This is a genomic window from Cypionkella psychrotolerans (assembly GCF_001294535.1).
GTDB classification, from domain to species: domain Bacteria; phylum Pseudomonadota; class Alphaproteobacteria; order Rhodobacterales; family Rhodobacteraceae; genus Cypionkella; species Cypionkella psychrotolerans.
The window spans coordinates 72,034-97,267 of the sequence record NZ_LGIC01000037.1; the positions used below are offsets into that span (position 1 = coordinate 72,034).

Consider the following 25,234-nt stretch of genomic DNA (forward strand, 5'->3'; position numbering starts at 1 on the left):
ATGACGGCGCTATGACACCAGACATCCTCTGCATCGGTTCCGTGTTGTGGGACATCATCGGTCGCTCGTCCATCGCGATGCGGCTTGGCTCGGACGTGCCGGGGCGGATCACCCGTTTGCCGGGGGGCGTTGCGATGAATATCGCGATGACGCTCAGCCGGTTTGGGTTGACCCCTGCCCTGCTCTCTGCCGTGGGGCAGGATGAAGAAGGCCATGAGTTGATCGCTGCGTGTCAACGTATGGGCATGGTCACTGATCATCTCTACCGATCAGAAGACCTGCCAACCGACCGCTATATGGCGATTGAGGGCGCAAACGGCTTGATCGCCGCGATTGCCGACGCCCATTCGCTGGAGGCCGCGGGGGATAAGATTTTGCGACCCTTGGCGGATGGCAGGCTTGGATCGGAAGCAAAGCCGTGGTCCGGTATGGTGGCTTTGGACGGCAATCTGACTGTCGCACTTTTGTCCGAGATCGCTCATTCGCCGCTGTTCGCCCGTGCCGATCTGCGCGTGGCCCCGGCCAGCCCCGGCAAAGCCGAGCGGTTGCTGCCACTGCTCAACCACCCTACTGCGACGTTCTATGTGAACCTTGAAGAAGCCGGTTTGATCGGCCACGCGCGCTATGAAACCGCCGCCGATGCCGCCGAAGGCCTGCTGGCGCATGGCGCTTCGCATGTGCTGGTGACAAACGGCGGCAAAACCTGCGCCGAGGGTCGTCGCGGTGCAGGCGTGATCACCGCCGCGCCGCCGCCCGTCATGGTCACCAGAATTACCGGAGCGGGCGATACCTTAATGGCCGCCCATATCGTCGCCGAACGTCAAGGCTGCGCGCGAGAGGTGGCGCTTGCCACCGCCCTGCAAGCCGCCGCCATTTATGTTTCAGGAGAACAACCGTCATGACCCTTGATCTGCTCAGCTTCTCACCCGAAGTCGCCGCCGCGCGTGCCGCTGGCACCGCCATCGTGGCGTTGGAATCCACCATCATCACGCATGGGATGCCGTTTCCGCAAAATGTCGAAGCCGCCCGCGCTGTTGAGGCCGAGATTCGCGCGCATGGCGCCACGCCTGCGACCATCGCGGTGATGGGCGGGCGGATTTTGATCGGGCTGACCGATGCGCAGTTGGATGCGTTGGGCCAAGCCCCAGAGGTGATGAAAATCTCGCGCGCCGATATTGCCGCTTGTATCGCAAAAGGTGCTGTGGGGGCGACGACGGTGGCTGCGACGATGATCTGCGCGCGTCTGGCCGGGATCGACGTATTCGCCACCGGTGGCATTGGTGGCGTGCATCGCGGTGCCGAGCTGTCGTTTGATATTTCTGCCGACCTGCCGGAACTTGGCGAAACTGCTGTTACGGTGATCGCTGCCGGGGCGAAAGCCATCCTCGATCTGCCCAAAACGCTGGAATATCTCGAAACCAAAGGCGTGCCGGTGATCGCCTTCGGTCAGGATGCGTTTCCGGCGTTCTGGTCGCGCGACTCGGGGTTGAAAGCGCCGTTGCGGATGGATACGGCGGCGGAAATCGCGAGCGCCCAGCTGATGCGGACGCGGTTGGGTCTGCCGGGGGGGCAGTTGGTGGCCAACCCGATCCCGCTTGCCGATGAAATCCCGCGCGAGGAAATCAACCCGGCGATTGAGCAGGCTTTGGCCGAGGCGGCGGCGCAAGGCATCGCCGCAAAAGAAGTCACCCCGTTCCTGCTGCACCGCATCTTCGAGTTGACCGAGGGTCGCTCGCTGGTTTCCAACATCGCCCTTGTTTTGAACAACGCGCGGCTTGGGGCGGCGATTGCGCGCGAAATCGTGGCGCAGCGCGGGTAAGGCCATTGTGATGGCGCGGGCGGCTGCTTAGGTTGCCGTCAAACTCAGGAGACTTCATGGCTGACCCTGCCCCGCGCCGCTCGATGTTTGCTGGCTTTCGTGCCTCGTTCCTCACCGGGTTGGTGGTGGTGCTGCCGGTTGGGCTGACGATCTATGTCGTCTGGGGGGTGATCGGCTATATCGACGGCTGGATCCTGCCGTTGATCCCCGCCAATTATCAGCCCGAGGCTTTTCTGCACAGCTGGTTTGGCCCCGAGGTGAACTTTCCGGTGCGCGGTGTGGGCGTGCTGGTGTTTTTGGTGTTCACAGCGCTGGTCGGTTGGCTCGCGCGCGGGCTGATCGGGCGCACCGTGATGCGGCAGGCCGAGAATGTGGTGGACCGGGTGCCGCTGGTGCGCTCGATCTATTCGGGGGTGAAACAGATCACCGAGACTTTCTTTGCCAAGTCTGAGAAAAGTTTTGAGCGCACATGTCTGGTCGAGTTTCCCCGTGCCGGATATTGGGCGGTGGGGATGGTGGCGACGACCCCTAAGGGGGAAATTGCCGCCAAACTGCCGGGGGGGACGCCGATGGTGGCGGTGTTTGTCGGACTCACCCCGATGACCTCGGGGATGCTGTTGTTCGTGCCGGAACGGGACGTGATTTTTCTGGATATGAAGGCGGATGAGGCGGTGAAGATGATCGTCTCGGCAGGGTTGGTCTATCCACAGCCGAAGGAAACCGTGGCGGCGCTGGCGGCGAAATAGCGGTTGTCCACGCGTGGACAGAGCTTTGGTTTCTATGTTTTCAATGACTTAGGCCGGGTTCATTAACCCGGCCTTAACTGTTACAGCGCTGTCCAGCCGCCATCGACCGAGATCGTGGTGCCCGTGACCTGATCCGCGGCGCCGGAGCACAGATAGACCGTGGTGCCGCCGATCTGTTCCACCGTGGCGAATTGGCGCGAGGGTTGGCGCAGCAGCATGACTTCGCGAATGACGGTCTCGCGGTCCATGCCATGCACTTTCATCTGATCGGGAATTTGCGCCTCAACCAGTGGCGTCAGCACATAGCCGGGGCAGATAGCGTTGCAGGTGATGCCCTGCCCTGCGGTTTCCAGCGCCACGGTTTTCGACAGGCCGACCACGCCATGCTTGGCGGCGATATAGGCGGATTTGAACGGGCTGGCGGTCAGGCCATGCGCCGAGGCGATGTTGACGATGCGGCCCCAGCCTTTGGCGCGCATTGCAGGCAAAGCGGCAGCCGTGGTGTGGAACGCCGAGGTCAGGTTGATCGCGATGATCTGATCCCATTTCTCGGTTGGAAATTCTTCGATCGGCGCGACAAACTGGATACCGGCGTTGTTCACCAGAATATCGCAGCCGCCAGCTTTCTCGATCAGCGCGCGGCAATCGGCACCCTTTGACATATCGGCGGCGATGTAGCGCACCACGACGCCATGGCGTGCCGCCAGATCCGCCGCCAAGGCATGATCCTCCGCCCGGTCGGTGAAGCTGTTCAGCACCACATCCGCCCCGGCGCGGGCGAGTTCTTCGGCCACACCCAGACCGATACCCGAGTTGGAGCCAGTGATGATCGCGCGTTTTCCCTGAAGCATATCGCCCCCCCTTTTGCTGAGGTGACGCTACATGCTGCATCTGCAAAGGGGAACCAAAACTGCCAAAAAAAACGCCCGCACGAAGCGGGCGTTAAGTTATTGAGGCAGGTTTCATACAGGCAAGAAACCTATCGAGCAGTAGGTATCTTATAGCCCTGTTGGCGGCGCACTCCAAGTTAAAAGTTTGAAAAGGTTGGATTGCCCGCATAGGTTGGGGGTCAATAAAAACAGGCTGCGGGGGATTGTTGCCAGAATGAACCGGGATTTTTTCGCTATTTTGCGCAGCTTTGGGCTTGGTCTGGCGCTGATCACCACCCCCGGAATTGGGGGGGGATTCGCGCAGGCGGACCCCACGCACGGCATAGCTATGTATGGCGAGCCTGCCCTGCCACCGGATTTTGTGTCGCTGCCCTATGCCAACCCCGATGCCCCCAAAGGCGGCCGCATTGTGATGGGCGAGAACGGCAACTTTGATTCGATGAACCCGTTCATCCTGAAAGGCCGCGCGCCGACGGGGATTTCTTTGTTCACCACCGAGACGCTTTTGGGGCGTTCCTTCGCTGAACCGTTCTCGCTGTATGGGATTCTGGCCGAATCGGTTGAGACGGACGCGGCGCGGACCTACGTCGAATTTACTTTGCGTGAGGGGGCGAAGTTCTCGGATGGCAGCCCGGTGACGGTGGAAGATGTGCTGTGGTCGTTTGAAACCTTGGGAACATTGGGCAATCCGCGCTATGCGCCGGCGTATAAGGCGGTGGCGAAAGCCCAGAAAACCGGTGACAGGAAAGTGAAGTTCACCTTCGGGGCCGAGAACCGCGAGCTGCCGCTGCTGCTGGGTTTGCGCCCGATTTTGGAAAAGGCGCAGTGGGTGGGGCGGGATTTCAGTGCCACCACGATGGAGCCGCCGATTGGGTCTGGCCCCTATATGGTCGATAAATTCGAGGCCGGGCGCTTTGTCAGCTATAAGAAAAACCCGGATTGGTGGGGCAAGGATCTGGCGTTCTATAAGGGGATGCACAATTTTGACGAGATCCGGGTGGAATATTTCGGCAACCCGGATGTGCATTTTGAGGCGTTCAAATCGGGTGATCTGAGCAGCTATCGCGAGACCAATCCGATGAAATGGCAGCAGAACTATGGCTTTCCGGCGATGGTGGCGGGCGATGTGGTGAAAGACGAGATTCCACATCAGCGGCCCTCGGGGATTGACGGCTTTGTGTTCAACACCCGTAAGCCAATTTTTGCCGATTGGCGGGTGCGTGAGGCGTTGATCGACGTGTTCAACTTCGAGCTGATCAACCAGACCCTCAACGGTGGCGCTGTGCCGCGAATCACCAGCTATTACAGCAACTCCGAGCTTGCGGGCGATGTGGTCAATCCGGCGCAGGGCAAGATCTTGGCGCTGCTGGAGACGTATAAGGCCGATCTGCTGCCCGGCGCGATTGAAGGCTATGCCCTGCCCGTCTCGGACGGCAAACCCACCAACCGGGTGAATTTGCGCAAGGCGAATGCGTTGCTGGAGCAGGCCGGATGGACGGTGCAGGATGGGGTGTTGAAGGATGCCAAGGGGGTGCCGTTTACGTTTGAGATCCTGCTGACCAATGGCGCGGATGATTATATCGCCGCGGCGAACATCTATATCGAGGCTTTGGCGAAGATCGGCGTGCAGGCCAAGCTGACCACGGTGGATGCGGCGCAATATACCGAGCGGACGAACCTTTATGATTTCGACATGACGCAGCAGCTCATTGCGTTGTCGCTGTCACCGGGGACCGAGCAGTTGCGGTATTGGGACGGTGCCAATGGGGCCGCTCCGGGGTCGCGCAACTGGGCGGGGATTCATTCTGCGGCGGTGGATGGCTTGGTGCAGACCATGCTTTCGTCAACGGACCGCGCGGATTTTGTGGCGGCGGTGCAGGCACTAGACCGGGTTTTGACGAGCGGTCGCTATTTTGTGCCGCTCTGGTATCAAAATATTGGCCGCATCGCCCATGCCAAGCAGTTGCATTTCCCCGAAAAATTGCCAATTTACGGCGACTGGCCGGGGTTTCAGCCTGAGGTCTGGTGGTATCAGGAGTAGACCGATGCGCAAACTGATGATGATTGTGGTACTGGGCGCACTGGCGGGCTGTGCGACGGTGGATGGCGTGGGCCGCGATGTGTCAGCCGGGGCGCAGCGGGTCGGCGGCTGGTTCAACTAGGGCTTAAGTCGCCTCGGGCTCTCCGCTATCGCGCAGCCGGATCACCGTGACCGAACAGGCGGCTTCGGCCACCACTTTGGCCGAAACCGAGCCCAAGAACCGCCGCGTGCTGGAATGGCCGCGCGCGCCCATCAGGATGTGATCGACGCGGGTGACTTCGGCGTGGTCGATGATCGCCGAGGCCGGGTCGGTGTTTTCCAGAATGGTGTAGGTCAGGCGATCGTCGGTCAGATCAATGCCCTCGGCCCAGGTCTTCAGACCGACAAGACGCGCGACATGCAGGTTGGTGCCGGCATCGTCGGTGGTGGGGTCAATGCCCAGCCGCGCGGTTTTGATCACGTTGACGCAAGCGACGCGGGCGTCGGGGCGATTGACCAGCATCCGCTTGATTTGCAGATAGATCGCTTGCGCCAGCGGTTCGGCCTCGGGCGATAGATCGACAGCGACCAGCAGGATCGGCGCGCGCTCGATCTGGGCGGCGACGGATGGCGGTGCGGCGAAGGCCTTGAGGTTGCGCATTTTGCGCCAGCGGTTGAACACGGTCAGGGCGGAATCGCGTTGGGTCTTGTGGCCGCGCGCGGTGAGGCGGATTTGCATCGGATGCGCGAGATCAAAGATCATTTGCGCCGCGGATTGGTAGCGGTTGGCCGGATCGACTTCCAGCGCGCGCAGGATGATCTCTTGCAGCCATTCGGGGATGTCTGGGCGGATGGCGCGCGGCGGCACCGGGTCGCGCCAGAGCCGTTGTTTGACCTGGGAGAGTTTCTCGGGCTGGCCGAACGGCATCTTGCCCGTGGCGAGTTCGTAGATCATCGCGCCCAAGGCGTAGAGGTCCGAGCGCAGATCGCCCCTTTGGCGCAGGTATTGTTCGGGGGCGATATAGGGGAAGGTGCCCATCGGAATGGTGAATTCTTCGGCCAAAAGATCGGGGAGTTGATCGTGGCGGGACAGGCCGTAGTCGATCAGCACCATTTCGCCGGTTGGGCGTTGCAGGAAATTGTCGGGCTTCAGATCAAGATGGATGACATGCTGGCGGTGGATGTCATGCACGGCTTCGGCCATACGGGCGGCGAGTTCGATCACTTCAGCCACCGGGCGCGGCGCACGTTTGAAATATTGGAACATCGAGTTACCGGGGATACGCTCGGTGACGATATAGGGCATCACCGCGAAATCGCCCTGCCCCATCACGCGCGGCACATGAATGCCGGTCAGGCGCGGCATGATCATCTGCTCGACCTCAAACCCCACGATGGTCGGGCCGTCGTAGCCATCCAGAATGGTTGGCACTTTCATCACCATTGGCGTGCGATACAAAGCGTGGGTGACATCCCAGATCGTGGCGAAGCCGCCTTTGTGCAACTGCTCACCCAAAGTGAAGCCGTTGATTTCCAAGCCCGGATGCGGTTGCACAGACATTCAAATCCCCTTCATCAGACGCTGTGCCAGCGCCTCTGGCAGACCCGCTTCGCGCGATTTGCGGGCGGTGGTGGTGGCATCATAGCCGACGCGGCGAAAGGTCAATTCATTGCGGGTGCGGTCGAGGATGGCATATGAAGCCAAAGTGCTGCCATCGCGCGGCTGACCGACAGAACCGATCACGCCCAGCCAGCGCCGCGATTGCAACAAGGGCATCGGCTGGCCCGCTGCCACCTTCAGATGGCTGATCCGGCCCACCCTATCGCAGCTGTAAAGCGCGTTGCGGTGGACATGGCCGCAAAAGATCAACCGTGCATCGCAGACCAGAAAGCTGGGCCGCGCGGTGGATTCCGAGGTGACATAGAGCCAGTCAGCCGGATCATTGGCCGAAGCATGCACGAACAACGTGTCGCCATCCCGCACTGTCATCGGCAGTTCCGACAGGAACAGCTTCTGCCGCGCGTTCAGGCGGTTCACCGTCCAGTCGATCACCCGGCGGGCGTTGGGGTTCAGGATATTGTCAGCCACGCCAACAGCACGATCATGGTTGCCGCGCAGACAAACCGCCCCCTTGGCCACAAAGGATTCGACCTGATCAATGCACCAACCGGGATCGGGGCCGTAGCCGACGATATCGCCGAGGAACACCAGCCGGTTGATCTGGCGTTGCGAGAGGTCTGCCAAGACAGCCTCAAACGCCTCGCGATTGGCGTGGATATCCGTCAGCAAGGCCAGACGCATGAAACCCCTCCTCAACCCGCTGGCCCGTCATGCTTTTATGCTGATCTAAGCCCAAGGGTGGTGGCTGACAGTGATATGGATCAAAGCGCAAGGTCAAGCCTTTGCGTCAGGGCCTAGGCCAGCGAAGTGACCCAAAGAATGGTCGCATCGTCTTCCGACAGGCTGATCACATTATGCCCCATCGAGGCGTCGTAATAGGCGCTATCGCCGCGGCGCAGGTCGACGGGTTCGTAAAACTCGGTGTACAGCCGGATCACCCCGGTGAGGACGTAGAGAAATTCCTCACCCTCATGGCGCACCCAACCGTCAAAATCCTCCATCGCGCGGGCGCGGATGGTGGCGCGGTAGGGCAGCATCTGCTTTTTGGTCAGGCTTCCGGCCAGCAGTTCATGCTCATAAGTGGTGGTGGCATGGGCCTGCCCCTCGCCGGATTTCGTCACCACGATGCGGCCCGACACCTGCGGCGCTTGCGCGGGCGTGAACAGTTGCGGCACCGAGACACCCATACCGAGGGCGAGTTTCTTCAGCGCCTCGTAGGTTGGTGACATCTGGCCGTTTTCGATTTTCGACAAGGTCGAGCGCGCTAGCCCCGCCTGCACCGAGGCTTGTTCCAGCGTCCAGCCCTTGGCTTTGCGCAACTCGCGCACCCGGATGCCCAAATCCAGCGGCTCCGGCACGGTTTGGCCAGAGTCGGGACCCGTTTCGCGGGCAATACGGATCATGCGTTTGGGATCGCTGGACATGGGCTTTCCTTACGGCAAGGCCGCCTTGCGTGCAACCAATGCAACGCAACTGTGCGTGGATGGCGGATTGCGGCGGCGGGCTGATAGCGGTATCTAACTGAACCATTCGGTTTGAATGGGCCAGATGCGAAGCTTTCGGAGCCTGCAATGATCCGCCTTGATATTTTCTCTGATCCGGTCTGCCCGTGGTGCCTGATCGGCAAAGCCCATCTGGACCGCGCTTTGGCGGCGCATCCCGATCATCCGTTTGTCATCGCCTGGCATCCGTTCCAGTTGAACCCCGATATGCCGGTGGAAGGCGTCGAAAAGCGCCCGTATTTGGTAAAGCGTCTGGGCGGTGAGGCCAAGGTTGAGGCGATCCATGACCGCTTGCGTCAGATTGCCAAAGAGGCGGGCGTGGCGATGGACCCCGACAAGCCCGAGATGCTGCCGAACACGATGAACGCGCATCGGATGATCCATTGGGCGGGGATCGAGGGCAAACAGGCGGCGATGGTTTCGGCACTGTTCCGGGCCTATTGGCGCGATGGCCGCGATATTGGCGATAGCGAGGAACTTTGCGATATCGCCGAGGAAATCGGCATGGACCCGAAGGCCGTGGCGCGGCTGTTGGCAACCGATGCCGATATCGACGATCTGCGCGCCCGCGACGTCGATGCGCGCAAAAAGGGTGTCACAGCGGTGCCGACCTTCCTGATCGCGCAACAATATGTCGTCTCTGGCGCGCAACCCCCCGAGGTTTGGGCGCAGGTGATCGACGAATTGGTGGCGAAGGCTGCCGAAGAAAGTAAGTGAAATGACCCCGAGCAAACGCATCTCACAGGGCGAATTCATCGCCCTGACGGCCGCCTTGTTTGCGATGGTGGCGATCTCGATTGACGCCATGCTGCCCGCTTTGCCGGAAATCGCCGCGGCCTTGTCGCCCGATGCGCCAAACCGGGCGCAGTTGGTGATCACCAGTTTTGTGTTTGGCATGGGGCTGGGGACGCTGTTTGTCGGGCCGCTGTCGGATGCTTACGGGCGCAAGCCGGTGATCTATGCGGGTGCGGGGCTTTATGCGTTGACGGCTTTGGCCTGCTATTTTGCCAATTCGCTGGATACTTTGCTGATCGCGCGCGTGCTGCAAGGCATGTCGGTGGCTGCCGCCCGCGTGGTGTCGATGGCAATCATGCGTGACCAGTTCAAGGGCCGCGAGATGGCCAAGATCATGTCATTTGTGATGATGGTGTTTATCATGGTGCCTGCGGTCGCGCCGTTGATGGGGCAAGGTATCATTGCGATTGCGGGATGGCAGAGCATTTTCCTCGTCTACATCCTGATCGTCGCGGTGGTCATGCTGTGGTTCGGTCTGCGCCAGCATGAGACTTTGGCTGTGGAACACCGACGCCCGTTGGATTTTGGCGTGCTGGTGGCGGCGACCAAAGAATTGTTCACCCACCGCATCGTGGTGATTTCAATCGCGGCACAGACGCTGACGATGGCGGCTTTGTTTGCCAGCCTGTCCTCGATGCAAGGCATCTTTGAGCAACGCTTTGACCGTGCCGAAAGCTTTCCCTTGTGGTTTGCTTTCATCGCCTTGGGTTCGGCTTCGGGCAGCATCATCAACTCGCGCGTGGTGATGCGGATCGGGATGCGCCCGGTGATCATGATGGCCTATGCAAGCGTTCTGGCGCTGACCGTGGTGCTGCTGGCGCTGATGGCTACGGGCACGATGCCAGAGGTTCTGGCGTTTCCGTTGCATATTGTTTGGAGCATTGGCCTCTTTTCGATGATGTCGATGACGATGGGCAACCTGAATGCGCTGGCGATGGAGCCTGTCGGCCACATCGCGGGGCTGGCGGCTTCGGTGATGACTTCGGTGGCCACCGTAGCCTCGGTGGTGCTGGCTGTGCCGGTCGGGCTGATGTTTGACGGCACGGCCTTGCCGCTGATGGCGGGGGTGGCGGTGTTTGTCGCAGGTGCGCTGGCGCTGATGCAGGTGATCAAGCGCTGATCTCAAGGTTCGATCTGTGATAGCGCGCCCCTGACCGGGCGCGCTTTTTCATGGTTAAGGGTCAGCCCTTGGGTTTGACGATCTTTTCCGCCAGATCGCGGGCGATGTTGAACGCGCCCTTGATACGGTCGGAGTCCGATTTCATCTCACCCATCAGCACGATCTTGTTGCCGCTGATCTTCGCCGCCGGGCCTTGAGCCTTGATGAATTCCACCAGCCCCGCCGGATTGGCGAATTTGTCGTTGTGGAACTGCACGGTGGCACCTTTGGTGCCCGCGTCGATGCGGGAAATGCCTGCACGTTTGCACATCGACTTGATCCGCACGATCAGCATCAGCGTGTTGACCTCTTTCGGGATTGGACCGAAACGGTCGATCAACTCGGCCGCGAAACCTTCCAGCTCGACCTTGGTGGCAAGGCTGGACAGGCGGCGATAGAGGCCTAAACGGATATCCAGATCAGGGATGTAGGCTTCGGGGATCATCACCGGCACGCCAAGGTTGATCTGCGGCGACCATTGATCATCGACGGCGCTTAGCCCCTGCAATTCGCCGGATTTGATCTTGGCAATCGTCTCCTCCAGCATCGCTTGATACAGTTCGTAGCCGACTTCCTTGATATGGCCGGATTGTTCTTCGCCAAGCAGATTGCCCGCGCCGCGCAGATCGAGGTCGTGGCTGGCAAGGTTGAAGCCCGCACCAAGACTATCGAGCGAGCCCATCAGGCGTAGGCGTTTGTTGGCCTGCGGTGTCAGTGGCGCACGCGGTTTTGTGGTGAGATAACAATAGGCCCTGGTTTTTGAGCGCCCCACCCTGCCCCTGATCTGGTACAACTGTCCAAGTCCAAACATATCAGCGCGGTGGACGATCATCGTGTTGGCGCTGGGGATATCCAGACCGGATTCGACGATGCTGGTGGCGATCAGCACATCATATTTGCCGTCGTAGAATTCGTTCATCCGCTCATCGAGATCACCCGCCGCAAGTTGGCCGTGGGCGATGACATAGCTGACTTCGGGCACATGGGTTTTCAGGAAATCTTCGATGTCGTGCAGATCAGAGATACGGGGGACGACGTAGAAGCTTTGCCCCCCGCGGAAGCGCTCACGCAGCAGGGCTTCGCGGATGGTGATGGTGTCGAATTCGCTGATGTAAGTACGGATCGCGAGTCGGTCGACTGGCGGGGTTGCGATGATCGAGAGGTCACGCACCCCGGTCAGCGACAGTTGCAGGGTGCGCGGGATCGGCGTGGCGGTTAGGGTCAGGACGTGAACCTCGGAGCGCATTTCTTTCAGGCGTTCTTTGTGGGTGACGCCGAAATGCTGTTCCTCGTCGATCACCAACAGGCCAAGGTTTTTGAAACGGATGGCTTTGGCCAGCAAGGCATGGGTGCCGATGACGATATCCACGCGGCCCTCGGCCATCTCGGTGCGGGTGATGTTGGCGTCTTTGGTGCTGACGAACCGGGAGAGCGGTTTGATGTTGATCGGGAAGCCCCGGAAGCGTTCGACAAAGCTGCGGTAGTGCTGGCGGGCCAGCAAGGTTGTGGGGCAGATCACCGCGACCTGCATCCCCGACAGCGCCGCCACAAAAGCTGCGCGCATGGCGACTTCGGTTTTGCCAAAGCCTACATCGCCGACAATCAGGCGATCCATCGGGCTGCCTTTTTCAAGGTCGGCCACCACATCACCAATGGCGGAAAGCTGATCGTCGGTTTCGGTATAGGGGAAACGGGCGGCAAAAGCCTCCCATATACTGTGCGGCGCTTCAAGAATCGGCGCGTGGCGCAGGGCGCGCTCAGCCGCGATGCGCATCAGCTTGTCGGCAATCTCGCGGATGCGCTGCTTGAGTTTGGCCTTCTTCGCCTGCCATGCACCACCACCGAGACGGTCGAGCAGACCTTCTTCATGGCCATAGCGGCTAAGGAGTTCGATATTCTCAACCGGCAGATAAAGTTTCGCGTTTTCAGCATATTCCAAGGCGACGCAGGCATGGGGCGCACCGAGGGCGGTGATGGTTTCCAAGCCCAGATAGCGCCCGACGCCATGTTCGACATGCACCACCAGATCGCCGGCGCTGAGGGTGTCGACCTCGCGCAGGAAGTTGTCGGCCTTGCGTTTCTTGCGTGGTTTGCTGACCAAACGGTCGCCCAGAACGTCTTGTTCCGAGATCACCGCAAGGCCGGGGGCGGTAAAGCCAGCCTCCAGCGCCCAGATCATCAGGTAGAGGCCACCGCGGCCTTCGGGCAGATCGCGGAAGTCTTTGATTTCTTTTGCGCCGTGCAGGCCTTGGTCGTCGAGTAGCCCTTTGAGCCGTTCGCGTGCGCCATCAGACCACGAGGCGATCACCACCTGCGCCTCTTGTGATAGCGCTTTAATATGCGCTGACAGAGCGCTGAAAAGGCTAATATTTTCCTGCTGGCGCTCTGGCGCGAAGCTGCGGCCAATGCGGCCTTGTGCATCCAGCACGCCCGGCCCCGGGGCTTGTGGCAGCGGTGACAGTTGCACGACGCGGTGATCGGCGACAGCGGCTTCCCATGCGGTATCGTCGAGATAGAGCAGACCCGGCGCGGAAGGTTTATAGACCGAATCCATCCGGCCTTTGGCGTTCATCGCCTCGTGCCGCGCGTCGTATTGGTCGGCGATACCCTCCCAGCGTGACAGGCGGGCGGCGGTGACTTGATCATCCAAAAGCACGGAAGCCTTTGGCAAGTAGTCAAAAATCGTCTCAAGGCCTGCGTGAAAGAACGGCAGCCAATGCTCCATGCCCTGATGCTTGCGGCCAGCAGATACGGCCTCATAGAGCGGATCATCCGAGCCGCCCGCGCCGAACTCAACACGGTAATTCTGGCGGAAACGGCTGATCGCGGCATCGTCGAGGATCACCTCGGACATCGGCGCGAACTCGACCGCTTTCAGCTTTTCCGTAGTGCGCTGGGTGACGGGATCAAAGCGGCGGGCACCATCCAGCACGTCGCCGAAGAAATCCAAGCGCACCGGGCCGCCTTCGCCCGGCGGGTAGATGTCAACAATCCCGCCACGAATGGCGAAATCACCCGGCTCGGCTACGGTCGAGACGGGCGAAAAGCCCATGCGGGCCAGAAAGCCTTTCAGCTGTTTTTCGTCAACGCGATCTCCCACGCGGGCGACAAAAGACGCGGTTTGCATCACAGACCGCGCGGGCAAGCGCTGCATGGCGGCGTTCAAAGTGGTTAACAGCACGAACGGGCCGTTAAAGCCCGAAGCCAAAGCCGCAAGGGTCGACATGCGGCGGGCTAGAATCTCGGGGTTGGGCGAAATGCGGTCGTAGGGCAAGCAATCCCAAGCGGGCAGATCGAGCACCACGGTTTTGGGGGCCATCACGTTCAGCGCCGCGCGCATCGCCTCTAGGCGTTTGTCATCGCGGGCAACATGAATCACCGGGGCACCGCGCGCAAGTTCGCGGGCCAGCAGCTTGGCGTCATAGCCTTCGGGCGCGCCGCCCAGAATGATCCGGTCAGCGCCCGCCATGGCCTACCCCAACACGCCGATGTAAAGATTGGCGTACATGCCGAACATCGAAGTAACGAAAATCGACACCATGCCAAGCGCTTGCGTGGCGATCCTGTGACGGATCAGTCGACGGTGCAAAGCCTCACCGCTATGCTCCCCACTCACGATCAGGCCAGCGGTGCGCAAAGACAGCATCGACAGGAAGCTCATCGGCACGATCAGGAACAGCACGGCTTGGGCGAATTCGATTTTGTAATAAATAGCCAGAACCAGCAGTGCGGTCAAAATAAAGCACAAAAAAGCCACCAGCCAAACCCCAGCGGTTTGCGCGATATACAGCATCCGACCGGTGTTGATCCGCACCAAAGTCTCAAGGTCATCCTGCAACGCGCCACCTTGCCGCCGCGCGCGGCTGATCAGATCGAAGGGCACGCCCAGCACCCAATGGCTGGCGGTGGACCACATCACTGCCAGCATGATCCAATACCACAAGTTTGAAAACGACCGCATGTCGATCAATTCAAACAGGACTTGATACAAATTCACCTTAAGCCCTCACTGCCTTAAGCCTGCCTTGGCCTGCGCCCGAATGTCTGCTTGAGACGCCGCTCTTTCCATGTCAGGCAGAGGCAACAACCGCAAGCCTTTTTGCCATCTTCAGGATAGACCAATGCGCCCGATCTCCGCCCCGACCCCGCAGTCTCGTTTCCGCCGTTTGCGCAGCACCCCCGCTTTGCGCGCCTTGGTGCAGGAAAACACCCTGACGGTGGGCGATCTGATCTGGCCGGTGTTCGTGCGCGATGGCGTGGGAGTGTCCGAGCCGGTGCTGTCGATGCCGGGGGTGAACCGTTTGTCGGTGGATCTGGTGGTAAAGGCGGCTGAAGCAGCGGCAGCTTTGGGGATTCCAGCGATTTGTCTGTTTCCCTACACCGATCCCAGCCTGAAAACCGAAGATTGCGCCGAGGCGTGGAACCCGGACAATCTGACCAACCGGGCCATTCGGGCGATCAAGGCGGCGGTGCCGCAGATTGCGGTGATGACGGATGTGGCGCTCGACCCCTATAACGCGCTTGGGCATGACGGGTTGGTCAAGGACGGCATCATTCTGAACGACGAATCCGTTCAGGCCTTGGTGCGTCAGGCCTTGGTGCAGGCCGAGGCGGGCGCGGATATTCTGGGGCCGTCGGATATGATGGACGGGCGGATTGGCGCGATCCGGGTGGCGCTGGAGGCGGCAGGCCATACCAATGTCGCGATCATGTCGTATGCGGCGAAATATGCCTCGGCGTTTTACGGCCCGTTCCGCGATGCGGTGGGGGCTTCGGGCGCGCTGAAGGGAGACAAAAAGACCTATCAGATGAATCCGGCCAACAGTGATGAGGCGCTGCGCTTGATCGAGCGTGATCTGCGCGAGGGCGCGGATATGGTGATGGTTAAGCCGGGGATGCCGTATTTGGATATTTGTCGGCGGGCGAAGGAGATGTTCGGAGCGCCCACCTTTGCCTATCAGGTCTCGGGTGAATACGCGATGATCCAAGCTGCGGCGCAGAACGGCTGGATTGATGGCGACAAGGCGATGATTGAGAGCCTGATGGCGTTCAAACGCGCCGGTTGTGATGGCATCCTGACCTATTTTGCGCCCCGGGTGGCGAAGTTGCTCGGCGGAGCGGCGCTTGCCTGAATAGGCGCGGGATGACAAGCCGCTGCAACCGCGCTAATGTGACGGCAACGGGGTCACAGAACCCCCTGTGAGGCATGAGGGCGGATATGACGAATTTTTCCAGACGCGGCTTTCTGGCGCTGACCGGAGTGGGTTTGGTTTCGGCCTGCCAGAACACCGTGGTCGGCAATGGCGTGGGCTCGAACGGCGGCGCGCAGATTGATGCGCGGGTGCGCGAGACGCAGGCCTATTTGTTCGGCAAGTTTCCGGGCACCCAACAGTTGGCGAACCGCTCCAGCGGGATTTTGACGATGCCTTTGGTGACCGAGGCGGGCTTCGGCTTTGGCGGCGCTTATGGCCGCGGCGTGTTGGAGATCAAGGGCGCCAAGGTGGATTACTATTCGGCCACCAAAGCCTCGATCGGCTTTCAGATTGGCGCGCAACAATACGCGCATATGCTGTTTTTCACCACAGATCAGGCGTTGCAGGATTTCCGCCGCTCGCCAGGATGGGCCGCCAGCGCCGATATTCGCTATGCGACGCCGGAGGAAGGCGGCTCGATTGGCAAAGAGACCACCGAGCTTGATCCGGTGATCGCTTTCGTGTTCGGCCAGCAAGGCTTGATGGCGGGGGCGACGCTGTCTGGGGTGAAGTATACCCGGATTATCGTCTAAGTTGCCACGCGGGGCAGCTTAGACGCGCTTTTAAGATCAAGGGGTTAGCGGACACCGTTCAGCTTTCGTTAACCCTATTTCAGCCGGCGGATCAGGCTGGAGGTGTCGTTACGGTTGCCACCCATCCGCTGCACATCCTTGTAGAACTGATCGACCAAAGCGGTCACCGGCAGGGAAGCTCCGATCTGGTCGGCGGCATCCAGACAGATTTTCAGGTCTTTGCGCATCCAATCCACTGCGAATCCGTGATCGAATTTTCCGGCCAGCATAGTTTTGTGACGGTTGGCCATTTGCCATGACCCGGCAGCGCCTTGGCTGATCACTTCCACCACGGCCTCACCATCTAAGCCTGCTTTCTCGCCAAAGGCCAAAGCCTCAGCCAAGCCCTGCACCAGCCCCGCGATGGCAATCTGGTTCATCATCTTGGCCAGTTGCCCTGCCCCGCTTTCGCCCAGACGGCGGCAGATCCGGGCATAGGCGGCGATCACCGGCTCGGCTTTGTCGTAGTCAGCCTGTGCACCGCCGCACATCACCGAGAGCACGCCGTTCTCCGTCCCGGCTTGGCCGCCCGAGACCGGAGCATCAACGAAGCCAAGGCCTTGGCCCGTGGCAATCGCCGACAACTCGCGCGTAACCGCCGCCGAAACTGTGGTGTGATCGACGAAGATCGCGTCATTCATACCGGCAAACGCGCCATCTGGCCCAAGGCAAATGCTGCGCAGATCGTCGTCATTGCCCACACAGGCCATCACAAATGCGGCACCACTTGCGGCCTCTCGCGGGGTAGCCGCGGCAGTGCCACCATGCTGTGCCACCCAAGCGGCAGATTTCACCGGATTACGGTTATAAACCGTGACTTGATGGCCCTTGGCAGCCAAATGCCCCGCCATCGGCGCGCCCATCACCCCAAGGCCCAAAAACGCCAGTTTTGCCATGATCTTCCGCCTTGCATTGCCCCTATTCTGGCTTTGGACTAGGAAGGCAATCAACCTCTGCCGTCAAGGACTCCGCCTTATGTTGACCGCCTTCCGCTGGCTTATGCGCATCTTCACCGGGCTGATCGCTTTGGGGCTGCTGGCGGGGGTGTTGGTCTATTATGTGTTGACCCGCAGCTTGCCGGATTACAACGAGGATTTCACCCTGAAGGGCATCTCTGCCCCGGTGGAAATCGTGCGGAATAACAACGACGTGCCGCATATCTTCGGTAAAACCGAAGAAGATGTCTATTTCGCCTTGGGGTTCGCCCATGCGCAGGATCGGCTGTGGCAAATGACGATGCTGCGGCGCACCGCGCAAGGGCGGCTGTCGGAGATTTTCGGCGCACGCACGGTGAAGATTGATGAATTGGTGCGCCGCTTGGATATTTACGGGCTGGCGCAACAGTCGGTGAAGGTGCAGGACGAACGTACAACTTTGGCGCTGCAGGCCTATGCGGCTGGCGTCAACGCATGGATTTCGCAGGTTAATCTCGGCGCGCGTGGTCGGGGCGCGCCGGAATTTTTCTTCTTTTCCAATGCGATCGCGGCATGGTCGCCTGCCGATAGCCTGTCGATCTTGAAGCTGATGGCGCTGCAGCTGTCCTCTCATCTGGAGGACGAGGTATTGCGCGCGCAGATGTCGCTGGTGCTGCCGCCTGCGCGTCTCAGCGATATTCTGCCCGATGATCCGGGCCAAGGTGTCGCCGCTTTGCCCGATTACGCGAGCCTGATGCCGGGGGCTTTTCCGGGGGCTACGATCAAGACCGCCTATCTCGACACGCCGCTGTCGCCGTTCCATTCCCGCGATTTCGCCGGGGCCTCGAACGCATGGGCGGCGATGCCGGGGAAGGCCGCGGCAGGTGGCAGTTTGCTGGCGAATGATCCGCATCTGGGGCTGACGGCCCCCTCGATCTGGTATCTGGCACGGCTGCAACTGCCAACCGGCGGGGTGATTGGCGGCACGATTCCGGGGATGCCGTTGGTGCTGGTCGGGCGGTCCGAGCGCTTGGGCTGGGGTCTGACCTCTAGCTATCTCGACGATCAAGACGTGGTGATCGAAAAGCTGAACCCAAAGAATTCACAGGAATACCTCACACCCGAGGGCCCGAAGAAATTCACCTCGCGGCAGACGATTTTGAACATCAAGGGCGAAGATCCGGTGACGCTGACCCTGCGCTGGTCAGAGGCTGGGCCGATCCTGCCAGGAACGCATTACGATCTGGCCTCGGTGACGCCTGCGGGCTCGGTTGCGGCGCTGGAATGGACGGCTTTGTCTGGGGCGGATACCTCGATGACGGCGGCGATGAAGCTGATGTCGGCAGGTTCGGTCGATCAGGCGATTGAGGCGGGCAAAGGCTTTATCGCCCCATCGCAGAACCTGATGCTGGCGGATGCGAAGGGAATCGCGCTGCAAACCATCGGGGCGATGCCCGCGCGTGATCCCTCGAACGCCACACAAGGACGGATGCCGGCGCCCGGTTGGCAGGGCAAAAACCGCTGGACCGGGATTTTGCCCTATGAGGACAATCCGCGATTTGTGAACCCGGCCAGTGGCTTGCTGGGCAATACCAACAACAAAACTGTCGACCGCCCCTTCCCGCTGCATGTCAGTTTTGATTGGGGCGACACCCAACGGATTCAACGCTGGCTGGCACTGATGAAAACCCGCGAGGTGCACACCCGCGACAGTTTCATCGAGGCGCAGCTGGATACCGTCTCACCCACAGCGCGCAATTTGCTGCCGCTGATCGGCGCCGATCTGTGGTTCACCGGAGAGCCTGCCGCCGAAGGCACTCCCGAACGCCTGCGCCAGAAGGCATTGGATTTGATGGCAAAATGGAACGGTGAGATGAACGAACATCTGCCCGAACCATTGATCGCCGAGGCTTGGCTGCGCGCCTTGCAGGACCGTCTGACCCGCGATGAAATTGGCCCTCTGGCCGATCAGTTCACCCACCCTGAGCCTGTGTTCATTGAGCGGGTGTATCGCAACATCGGTGGTGCTTCGGTTTGGTGCGACGTGGTGCAATCGGCGGCTGTTGAAACCTGCACCGACATTGCACGCATCGCCTTGGATCAGGCTTTGCTAGAGTTATCCGAGACTTACGGTCCGAACATCGAAAGCTGGCGCTGGGGTGACGCGCATCAGGCGACGCATGATCACCCGGTATTGGGCGATGTGCCAGTGCTGCGCTATTTCGTGAATATCCGGCAATCGACCTCTGGCGGCGACACCACCTTGCTGCGCGGCCGCACGAAAGGCACCGGGCCGAACCCGTATCTGAACGTCCATGCCGGCGGCTATCGCGGGGTCTACGATTTCGCCGACCCAGATTCCTCGGTGTTCATCCAAGCCACCGGACAATCCGGGCATCCGTTGTCGCGGTTCTACGATGATCTCAGCGAATTGTGGCGGCGCGGCGAGTATATCCCGATGTCACTGGATCCGGAATTGGCGCGGGCTGGGGCGGTTGGAGACATGATCCTGACGCCGGAAATGCCGCAATAACAAATCCTTGCGGCGCTATCTTCGGGTATTAGTTGAACTCGCGGTAGCGCCCCTGCTGGCGTTCGGTCCACAGTACGGTGATCCGCCAGCCTTCGTCGTCTTGGGTCTCGTCCACCACGATCCCGGCATCATGCAGCCACGAGCGCCGCTTGCCCTCGGAGAAGCTGAGCGCCAGCACCGCTTGCGATTTTTCTTCCTCAAAGGCGGTTGAAACCGCCTCAAGCAGTTCCGCAACGCCTTCCCCTGTCAGCGCGGAAACCGGAAAAACCCCTGCACGATTGGCGGCCTGCACCGTCAAAGCCTCACGCTGGCTGGTATCGACGAGGTCAAGTTTGTTCCAGACCTCAAACATCGGCACAGCTTTGTTGACGCCGAGAGAGGTCAGAATATCGCCCACATCGGCGGCCTGTTCGGCGGTTTCCGGGTGGCTGATGTCACGCACATGCAGGATCAGATCGGCTTCCAGTACCTCCTCCAGGGTGGCGCGGAAGGCGGCGACCAGTTGGGTTGGCAGTTCGGAAATGAAGCCCACTGTATCCGAAGCGATCACTTTACGGCCAGACGGCAACACCACGCCGCGCATGGTTGGGTCCAAAGTGGCAAACAGCATGTCCTTGGCCAAAACCTCGGCCCCGGTCATATGGTTAAACAGCGTTGATTTCCCGGCGTTGGTATAGCCGACCAACGCCACCAGCGGGAACGGTACTTTGCGGCGCGAGGCGCGGTGCAACTCGCGGGTTTTGGCAACCCGGTCCAACTGGCGTTTCAGGCGGATGACCTGATCATCAATCGCCCGACGGTCGGATTCGATCTGGGTTTCGCCGGGCCCGCCGACAAAGCCAAAACCGCCGCGCTGGCGTTCCAGGTGGGTCCAGGCCCGCACCAGCCTTGTGCGTTGATAGGACAGTGCGGCGAGTTCCACCTGCAGCACGCCTTCGCGGGTGCGGGCGCGGTCAGCGAAGATCTCAAGGATCAGACCGGTGCGGTCTAACAGCTTGACACCCCATTCTTTTTCCAGATTGCGCTGCTGCACCGGTGTGACTGGGCCATCGACAAGTACCAGATCAATCTCCAGCCCGTTCATGGTGGCTTTCAATTCCTCGACCTTGCCCGAACCGAACAACGTCCCTGGCTGCACCCGTGGTAAGCGCACGACTTCGGCCCCCAGAACCTCGAGTCCGGGCAAGGCAGCGGCCAAACTGACGGCTTCGGCCAGCCCATGTTCTGGCAAGCGCCGTGATTTGACCGATTTCAGATCGGGGTGCAAGACATAGGCCCGCGTCGGGGCCGCCGCCGTTTCATAGGCGGCGATGCCACCGTCAGCAAACGGCCAATCGTCATCTTCTGGAAGATCAGGGATCAGTCTTCACCTTCATAAAGGTTAACCGGGCCACCCGGCATGATCGTTGAAATCGCGTGTTTATAGACCAACTGCGACTGACCATCTCGGCGCAACAGCACGCAGAAATTGTCAAACCAAGTGATCACACCTTGCAGTTTCACCCCGTTGATCAGGAAAATCGTCACCGGAACTTTGGATTTCCGGACGTGATTGAGAAACGCGTCTTGCAAATTTTGTTTGTCTGCGGCCATTTTTTCTTATCCTTATCGCCAATCGCACCGAAAAGCGCGCCCTGCCGCGCCTCGATGTTTAACTATGTCGCGCAAATTTGGCAGTTTCCAGCGCAAAACGTCAGAATTGCTGCCGATGTTCCTGATTTGGATTCTTTCTGCAACAGTCTGCTTAGTCTTCGTCCTCGTCATCCCCGCGCCCGCCGGATTTGCCGGTGGTGACGACGCCCAAAGACTTCAGTTTGCGGTGCAAAGCCGAGCGTTCCATGCCAACAAAGCCCGCCGTGCGACTGATATTGCCGCCAAAACGGTTGATCTGGGTCAGCAGATACTCGCGCTCAAACACTTCCCGCGCCTCGCGCAGCGGCAGAGTTGCCATAGCCCCCCCAAGCACCATGCGCCCGCCAGCGTCGGTTGGGGCTTCTTGCCCCGGCAATTCCCGCGCCTCAATCGGACCGGTGCCATCGCCCAAAATCAGCACCCGCTCGATCACGTTGCGCAGTTGGCGGATGTTGCCGGGCCACTGCATGGTCTGCAACATGGCTTCGGCCTCCTCGGTGAGTTTGCGCTGCGGCAGGCCCTGGGTGCGGTGGAACATATCGACGAAAGTGGTTGTTAACTCGGGGATATCTTCGCGACGCTCGGCCAAGGATGGCACCGCGATTGGTACCACGTTCAGGCGATCATAAAGCTCTTGCCGGAAGCGCCCAGCGGCAATTTCGGCGCGCAAATCACGGCTGGTCGAGGAAATCACCCGCAGATCGACGCGGACTTTATCGGAGCCTCCAACCCGCATGAACTGCTGATCCGTCAGTACGCGCAGAATTTTCGATTGCGTGCCAAGCGGCATCTCGGCCACTTCATCAAAGTAAACAACGCCGCCATGGCCTTGTTCCAGCAGGCCTTTTTCGATGCCGCGATCCGAGGTTTCGCGGCCAAACAGCACTTCCTCCATCCGGTCGGCATCAATCGTTGCCGAGGATACCGAGATAAACGGCGCCGTCGCGCGGTTGGAGTTAGAGTGGATAAAGCGCGCGGCCATCTCTTTGCCAGAGCCCGCAGGCCCGGCCAGCATCACCCGGCCGTTCGACTTGGTGACCTTTTCCAGCTGTGATTTCAAGGTTCTAAACGACGGGCTTGATCCGATCATCTCAGATGAGGTGACATCGCGCCGCCGCAGATCGGCGTTCTCGCGGCGCAGACGCGAGGTTTCCATCGCGCGGCTGACCACCACCATCAACTGATCAATGTTGAACGGCTTTTCGATGAAGTCGTAAGCACCCTGCTTGATCGCGGCGACGGCGATTTCGATGTTGCCGTGGCCCGAGATGATCACAATCGGAATATCCGGATTGTCGCGCTTGACGGTTTTCAGAATGTCTATGCCATCCATCCGGCTGTCTTTCAGCCAGATATCCAGGATCATCAGGCTGGGCGCTTCGGCATTGATCTCGGACATGCAATCGTCAGAATTTGCAGCAAGACGAATGGTATAGCCCTCGTCCTTCAGAATATCGCCGATCAGCTCGCGGATGTCTTTTTCGTCGTCAACGATCAGAATATTGCTCATTTTTCCCCCTGGCCCGTTTGGCCCGTGTTGCGCAAGCCCCGTTTGCGCGGGGCGCGTGGCAGGTGGATCACCGCCATCGCTCCGCCATGGGCGTTGTTTTCAAAGACGGGCGCATCTTCAAGTGTCAGCGTACCGCCATGTTCTTCAATGATTTTCTTCACGATCGGCAGACCTAAGCCGGTGCCTTTTTCGCGGGTGGTGACATAGGGTTCAAACAGCCGCGCCCGGTCGGGCGGCAGGCCGATGCCATTGTCCATGATGCGAATCACGGCTTCGGACTCGTCCACCGTCAGGCTGACGCGGATTTCGGGTTTGTGACCTTCAGCATTTGACTTTTCATGCAGGGTTTCAATGGCTTCCCCTGCGTTCTTAATCAGGTTTGTCAGCGCTTGCCCGATCATCGTACCGTCGAGTTCCATCATCAGCGGGCCCTCGACCAGCGTGCGGCGGAAGGTGACGGTGGGTTGGCCGTTCTCTTGCAGCATGATGGCGGCGCGCAGCAGCGCCACCAGATCGGTCTCGCGCCGATCCGGTTCGGGCATCCGGGCGAATTTGGAAAACTCATCAACAATGCGGCGTAAGTCATTGGTTTGACGGATAATAACCTCGGTATATTGGTCCAGATCTTCGGGGTCTTGGACTTGGCTGCGGAATTTGCGCTTGATGCGTTCGGCGGAAAGCTGGATTGGGGTCAGCGGGTTCTTGATCTCATGCGCGATGCGGCGGGCGACATCGCCCCAAGCGGCCATACGTTGGGCAGAGACGAGTTCGGTCACGTCGTCGAAGGCCACCACATAGCCCTCCAGCCGCCCGGACTCGCTACGCCGCACCGACACGCGCACCAAGAGGCTTTCCAATTTGCCCTTGCGGGTCAGGCGGATTTCCTCTTGCACCGCAGAGCCGCCCACCTGGCGCAGACGCTCAAAAAGTGCTGCAAATTCCGGGACGGCGGCGGCGAGTGGTACCTCGCCGGCCCCATCGGCGAGTTCCAGCAGCCGTTCGGCGGCGCGGTTGGCGAAATCAATATCGCCCTCGGCATCTAAACCGATCACGCCAGCGGTGACGTTGGAGAGCACGGAATCGAACAGGCGGCGGCGTTGCTCGGTTTGGCGGTGGCCGTCAAGCAAGGCTTCACGTTGGCCTTTAAGTTGATGCGTCATCTGGTTGAAAACACGTGACAATGTGGCAATCTCATCATCGCCTTCTTCCTCGATCACTTGCACATCCAGATCGCCTTGGCTGACCCTTCCCACCGCATAGGCCAAGCGGCCCACGGGTTTGCTAAGCCGTTCGGCAAACCAGAGGCCCAGCCAGACCGCCGCCAGAACAAGGATCAGCGCGAAGCCGAGATACAAGAGGCCAAAGTTGAACAGGATCTTGCCGCGCTCGGATTCCAACTGCTGATAGAGGCGGACGGTTTCCTTGGTTTCATCCAGCAGCGACAGAATCCCGCCATCGACCTTGCGGGAAACGTAAAGATAGCGGTCGGCGAAGGCATCGAGATGCACCAAAGCGCGGAATTCATCATTGGCCCAATCTTGGATCACCACCACTTCGCCCTGCTTAGCCTTGCTGAGTTCTTCGGGCTTTGGCGGCTCAAAATCGAACAGATAGGAGCGCTCGCCCCGGGTCTTCAGGGTGGCGGTGCCGTCGATCAGATAGACCTCTTTCATGCCGCGCTGAATGGCGGCTTGGCCTTGGGTCAGGATCGGGCGGACCTGATCGTCTTGCAGGAAGAAGGTCTTTTGTTTGGCGAGGTTCAGGAAGGCACCGAGCGCCGAGGCATCGTCTTTCAGCGCCTTGGTCTGCTCATCTTCATAGGCCTGCGCGGCGGTTAAGGACGCCGAAACCACATTGCTGACGCGGTCGGAAAACCAGCCTTCAAGACCGATATTCACCGTCAGCACAGCAAACACAGCAACCAGAATCGTCGGCACCAGCGCCACGAAAGCGAACACCCCGGTCAGCCGCAAATGCAGCGCCGAGCCTGCGGATTGCGAGCGCCGATCCGCGATCATCCGCATCACGCGCGACAGCACCAGACCCGCCACGAGCAGGATATAGACCATGTCGGTGAGCAGAATCAGCCGCAGGTTTTGCGACGACGCGCCAAGGTTGAAGGGCCCTAGTGCGAGGAACGTCGCCACCGCGAGCATCGGGCCAAGGAACACCAGCCCAAAGGTAAGACCGTTTTGCACGCGCCGCATCCGGCGCAGGCGCGCCAGTTTGGCCCATGTGAGACTGCGGTAAGCGCCTTGCACGTTTCCCC

The 25,234-nt window shown here is 60.1% G+C and carries 21 protein-coding genes; 10 read left to right on the forward strand and 11 right to left on the reverse strand.

What is annotated here, in order from left to right; translation table 11 throughout:
• Nucleotides 1-11: 11 nt before the first annotated feature.
• The 3 genes from AKV04_RS08930 to AKV04_RS08940 are packed head-to-tail and all read left to right on the forward strand — an operon-like array spanning nt 12 to nt 2,565.
• Nucleotides 12-902, forward strand: coding sequence for a PfkB family carbohydrate kinase (locus AKV04_RS08930; RefSeq protein ID WP_054006103.1), 891 nt, complete (start codon nt 12-14; stop codon nt 900-902).
• Nucleotides 899-1,819, forward strand: a complete 921-nt coding sequence (locus AKV04_RS08935) for a pseudouridine-5'-phosphate glycosidase (RefSeq protein WP_054006104.1) — start codon at nt 899-901, stop codon at nt 1,817-1,819. Before AKV04_RS08930 ends, AKV04_RS08935 begins: the two co-directional genes overlap by 4 nt.
• A 56-nt stretch (nt 1,820-1,875) precedes the next feature.
• On the forward strand, nt 1,876-2,565 hold the full coding sequence (locus AKV04_RS08940) for a DUF502 domain-containing protein (protein ID WP_082351571.1): 690 nt from the start codon (nt 1,876-1,878) through the stop codon (nt 2,563-2,565).
• Nucleotides 2,566-2,645: 80 nt separating this feature from the next.
• Here the strand turns inward: AKV04_RS08940 and AKV04_RS08945 are convergent, their stop codons facing one another.
• Nucleotides 2,646-3,416, reverse strand: coding sequence for a 3-hydroxybutyrate dehydrogenase (locus AKV04_RS08945; RefSeq protein WP_054006105.1), 771 nt, complete (start codon nt 3,414-3,416; stop codon nt 2,646-2,648).
• A gap of 253 nt (nt 3,417-3,669) precedes the next feature.
• Here AKV04_RS08945 and AKV04_RS08950 point away from each other — a divergent pair, with 253 nt between their 5' ends.
• Together AKV04_RS08950 and AKV04_RS25455 are read left to right on the forward strand one after the other, a co-directional pair.
• Nucleotides 3,670-5,496 carry an extracellular solute-binding protein gene (locus tag AKV04_RS08950; RefSeq protein WP_054006106.1) on the forward strand — a complete coding sequence of 609 codons (1,827 nt, stop codon included), beginning with the start codon at nt 3,670-3,672 and terminating at the stop codon, nt 5,494-5,496.
• 4 nt (nt 5,497-5,500) lie between these two features.
• Entirely contained in the window at nt 5,501-5,617 is a 117-nt protein-coding gene (locus tag AKV04_RS25455; RefSeq protein WP_082351572.1) for an entericidin EcnA/B family protein, read from the forward strand.
• Nucleotides 5,618-5,620: 3 nt separating this feature from the next.
• On the opposite strand, the gene AKV04_RS08955 is transcribed toward AKV04_RS25455, so the two are convergent.
• From AKV04_RS08955 to AKV04_RS08965, 3 genes are all read right to left on the reverse strand, one after another.
• The gene (locus AKV04_RS08955; RefSeq protein ID WP_054006107.1) at nt 5,621-7,036 is read right to left on the reverse strand and encodes a serine/threonine protein kinase; all 1,416 of its coding nucleotides are present in this window, start codon (nt 7,034-7,036) and stop codon (nt 5,621-5,623) included.
• Nucleotides 7,037-7,777, reverse strand: a complete 741-nt coding sequence (locus AKV04_RS08960; RefSeq protein WP_054006108.1) for a metallophosphoesterase family protein — start codon at nt 7,775-7,777, stop codon at nt 7,037-7,039. It lies immediately after the preceding gene.
• A 113-nt stretch (nt 7,778-7,890) separates the two neighbouring features.
• Nucleotides 7,891-8,520 (reverse strand): helix-turn-helix domain-containing protein, encoded by a 630-nt coding sequence (locus AKV04_RS08965; RefSeq protein WP_054006109.1) that lies wholly within the window; start codon nt 8,518-8,520, stop codon nt 7,891-7,893.
• A gap of 147 nt (nt 8,521-8,667) precedes the next feature.
• Here AKV04_RS08965 and AKV04_RS08970 point away from each other — a divergent pair, with 147 nt between their 5' ends.
• On the forward strand, nt 8,668-9,315 hold the full coding sequence (locus AKV04_RS08970; RefSeq protein WP_054006110.1) for a DsbA family oxidoreductase: 648 nt from the start codon (nt 8,668-8,670) through the stop codon (nt 9,313-9,315).
• Nucleotide 9,316: 1 nt separating this feature from the next.
• A complete protein-coding gene (locus tag AKV04_RS08975) occupies nt 9,317-10,513 on the forward strand; it encodes a multidrug effflux MFS transporter (protein WP_054006111.1) in 1,197 nt (398 codons plus the stop codon).
• A 61-nt stretch (nt 10,514-10,574) separates the two neighbouring features.
• Here the strand turns inward: AKV04_RS08975 and mfd are convergent, their stop codons facing one another.
• Both mfd and AKV04_RS08985 read right to left on the reverse strand, forming a co-directional pair.
• Nucleotides 10,575-14,021 carry a transcription-repair coupling factor gene (gene mfd, locus AKV04_RS08980; protein WP_054006112.1) on the reverse strand — a complete coding sequence of 1,149 codons (3,447 nt, stop codon included), beginning with the start codon at nt 14,019-14,021 and terminating at the stop codon, nt 10,575-10,577.
• A 3-nt stretch (nt 14,022-14,024) separates the two neighbouring features.
• The gene (locus tag AKV04_RS08985) at nt 14,025-14,549 is read right to left on the reverse strand and encodes a hypothetical protein (RefSeq protein WP_054006113.1); all 525 of its coding nucleotides are present in this window, start codon (nt 14,547-14,549) and stop codon (nt 14,025-14,027) included.
• A gap of 124 nt (nt 14,550-14,673) precedes the next feature.
• Between AKV04_RS08985 and hemB the strand changes: the two genes are divergently transcribed.
• Nucleotides 14,674-15,684 carry a porphobilinogen synthase gene (hemB, locus tag AKV04_RS08990; protein ID WP_054006114.1) on the forward strand — a complete coding sequence of 337 codons (1,011 nt, stop codon included), beginning with the start codon at nt 14,674-14,676 and terminating at the stop codon, nt 15,682-15,684.
• Between the two features lie 86 nt (nt 15,685-15,770).
• The gene (locus tag AKV04_RS08995) at nt 15,771-16,337 is read left to right on the forward strand and encodes a lipid-binding SYLF domain-containing protein (protein ID WP_054006184.1); all 567 of its coding nucleotides are present in this window, start codon (nt 15,771-15,773) and stop codon (nt 16,335-16,337) included.
• Between the two features lie 74 nt (nt 16,338-16,411).
• Here AKV04_RS08995 and AKV04_RS09000 read toward each other — a convergent pair whose 3' ends face one another.
• On the reverse strand, nt 16,412-17,272 hold the full coding sequence (locus AKV04_RS09000; RefSeq protein WP_054006115.1) for an NAD(P)-dependent oxidoreductase: 861 nt from the start codon (nt 17,270-17,272) through the stop codon (nt 16,412-16,414).
• Between the two features lie 79 nt (nt 17,273-17,351).
• On the opposite strand from AKV04_RS09000, the gene AKV04_RS09005 reads away from it, so the two are divergent.
• Nucleotides 17,352-19,823, forward strand: a complete 2,472-nt coding sequence (locus tag AKV04_RS09005) for a penicillin acylase family protein (protein WP_054006116.1) — start codon at nt 17,352-17,354, stop codon at nt 19,821-19,823.
• A 28-nt stretch (nt 19,824-19,851) separates the two neighbouring features.
• On the opposite strand, the gene hflX is transcribed toward AKV04_RS09005, so the two are convergent.
• The 4 genes from hflX to AKV04_RS09025 form a co-directional block, all read right to left on the reverse strand.
• Complete coding sequence (hflX, locus tag AKV04_RS09010; RefSeq protein WP_407638413.1) at nt 19,852-21,135, reverse strand: GTPase HflX; 1,284 nt, start codon at nt 21,133-21,135, stop codon at nt 19,852-19,854.
• Nucleotides 21,136-21,182: 47 nt separating this feature from the next.
• On the reverse strand, nt 21,183-21,416 hold the full coding sequence (gene hfq, locus AKV04_RS09015; RefSeq protein WP_054006118.1) for an RNA chaperone Hfq: 234 nt from the start codon (nt 21,414-21,416) through the stop codon (nt 21,183-21,185).
• Nucleotides 21,417-21,567: 151 nt separating this feature from the next.
• Complete coding sequence (gene ntrX / locus AKV04_RS09020) at nt 21,568-22,965, reverse strand: nitrogen assimilation response regulator NtrX (protein WP_054006119.1); 1,398 nt, start codon at nt 22,963-22,965, stop codon at nt 21,568-21,570.
• Entirely contained in the window at nt 22,962-25,172 is a 2,211-nt protein-coding gene (locus AKV04_RS09025) for a sensor histidine kinase NtrY-like (RefSeq protein WP_054006185.1), read from the reverse strand. Before AKV04_RS09025 ends, ntrX begins: the two co-directional genes overlap by 4 nt.
• Nucleotides 25,173-25,234 lie beyond the last annotated feature (62 nt).

Coding starts and splice junctions, on each gene's coding strand:
- AKV04_RS08930 (WP_054006103.1), top strand. CDS start 12: ATGACACCAGACATCCTCTGCATCGGTTCCGTGTTGTGGGACATCATC.
- AKV04_RS08935 (WP_054006104.1), top strand. CDS start 899: ATGACCCTTGATCTGCTCAGCTTCTCACCCGAAGTCGCCGCCGCGCGT.
- AKV04_RS08940 (WP_082351571.1), top strand. CDS start 1,876: ATGGCTGACCCTGCCCCGCGCCGCTCGATGTTTGCTGGCTTTCGTGCC.
- AKV04_RS08945 (WP_054006105.1), bottom strand. CDS start 3,416: ATGCTTCAGGGAAAACGCGCGATCATCACTGGCTCCAACTCGGGTATC.
- AKV04_RS08950 (WP_054006106.1), top strand. CDS start 3,670: ATGAACCGGGATTTTTTCGCTATTTTGCGCAGCTTTGGGCTTGGTCTG.
- AKV04_RS25455 (WP_082351572.1), top strand. CDS start 5,501: ATGCGCAAACTGATGATGATTGTGGTACTGGGCGCACTGGCGGGCTGT.
- AKV04_RS08955 (WP_054006107.1), bottom strand. CDS start 7,036: ATGTCTGTGCAACCGCATCCGGGCTTGGAAATCAACGGCTTCACTTTG.
- AKV04_RS08960 (WP_054006108.1), bottom strand. CDS start 7,777: ATGCGTCTGGCCTTGCTGACGGATATCCACGCCAATCGCGAGGCGTTT.
- AKV04_RS08965 (WP_054006109.1), bottom strand. CDS start 8,520: ATGTCCAGCGATCCCAAACGCATGATCCGTATTGCCCGCGAAACGGGT.
- AKV04_RS08970 (WP_054006110.1), top strand. CDS start 8,668: ATGATCCGCCTTGATATTTTCTCTGATCCGGTCTGCCCGTGGTGCCTG.
- AKV04_RS08975 (WP_054006111.1), top strand. CDS start 9,317: ATGACCCCGAGCAAACGCATCTCACAGGGCGAATTCATCGCCCTGACG.
- mfd (WP_054006112.1), bottom strand. CDS start 14,021: ATGGCGGGCGCTGACCGGATCATTCTGGGCGGCGCGCCCGAAGGCTAT.
- hemB (WP_054006114.1), top strand. CDS start 14,674: ATGCGCCCGATCTCCGCCCCGACCCCGCAGTCTCGTTTCCGCCGTTTG.
- AKV04_RS08995 (WP_054006184.1), top strand. CDS start 15,771: ATGACGAATTTTTCCAGACGCGGCTTTCTGGCGCTGACCGGAGTGGGT.
- AKV04_RS09000 (WP_054006115.1), bottom strand. CDS start 17,272: ATGGCAAAACTGGCGTTTTTGGGCCTTGGGGTGATGGGCGCGCCGATG.
- AKV04_RS09005 (WP_054006116.1), top strand. CDS start 17,352: ATGTTGACCGCCTTCCGCTGGCTTATGCGCATCTTCACCGGGCTGATC.
- hfq (WP_054006118.1), bottom strand. CDS start 21,416: ATGGCCGCAGACAAACAAAATTTGCAAGACGCGTTTCTCAATCACGTC.
- ntrX (WP_054006119.1), bottom strand. CDS start 22,965: ATGAGCAATATTCTGATCGTTGACGACGAAAAAGACATCCGCGAGCTG.
- AKV04_RS09025 (WP_054006185.1), bottom strand. CDS start 25,172: ATGCGGCGCGTGCAAAACGGTCTTACCTTTGGGCTGGTGTTCCTTGGC.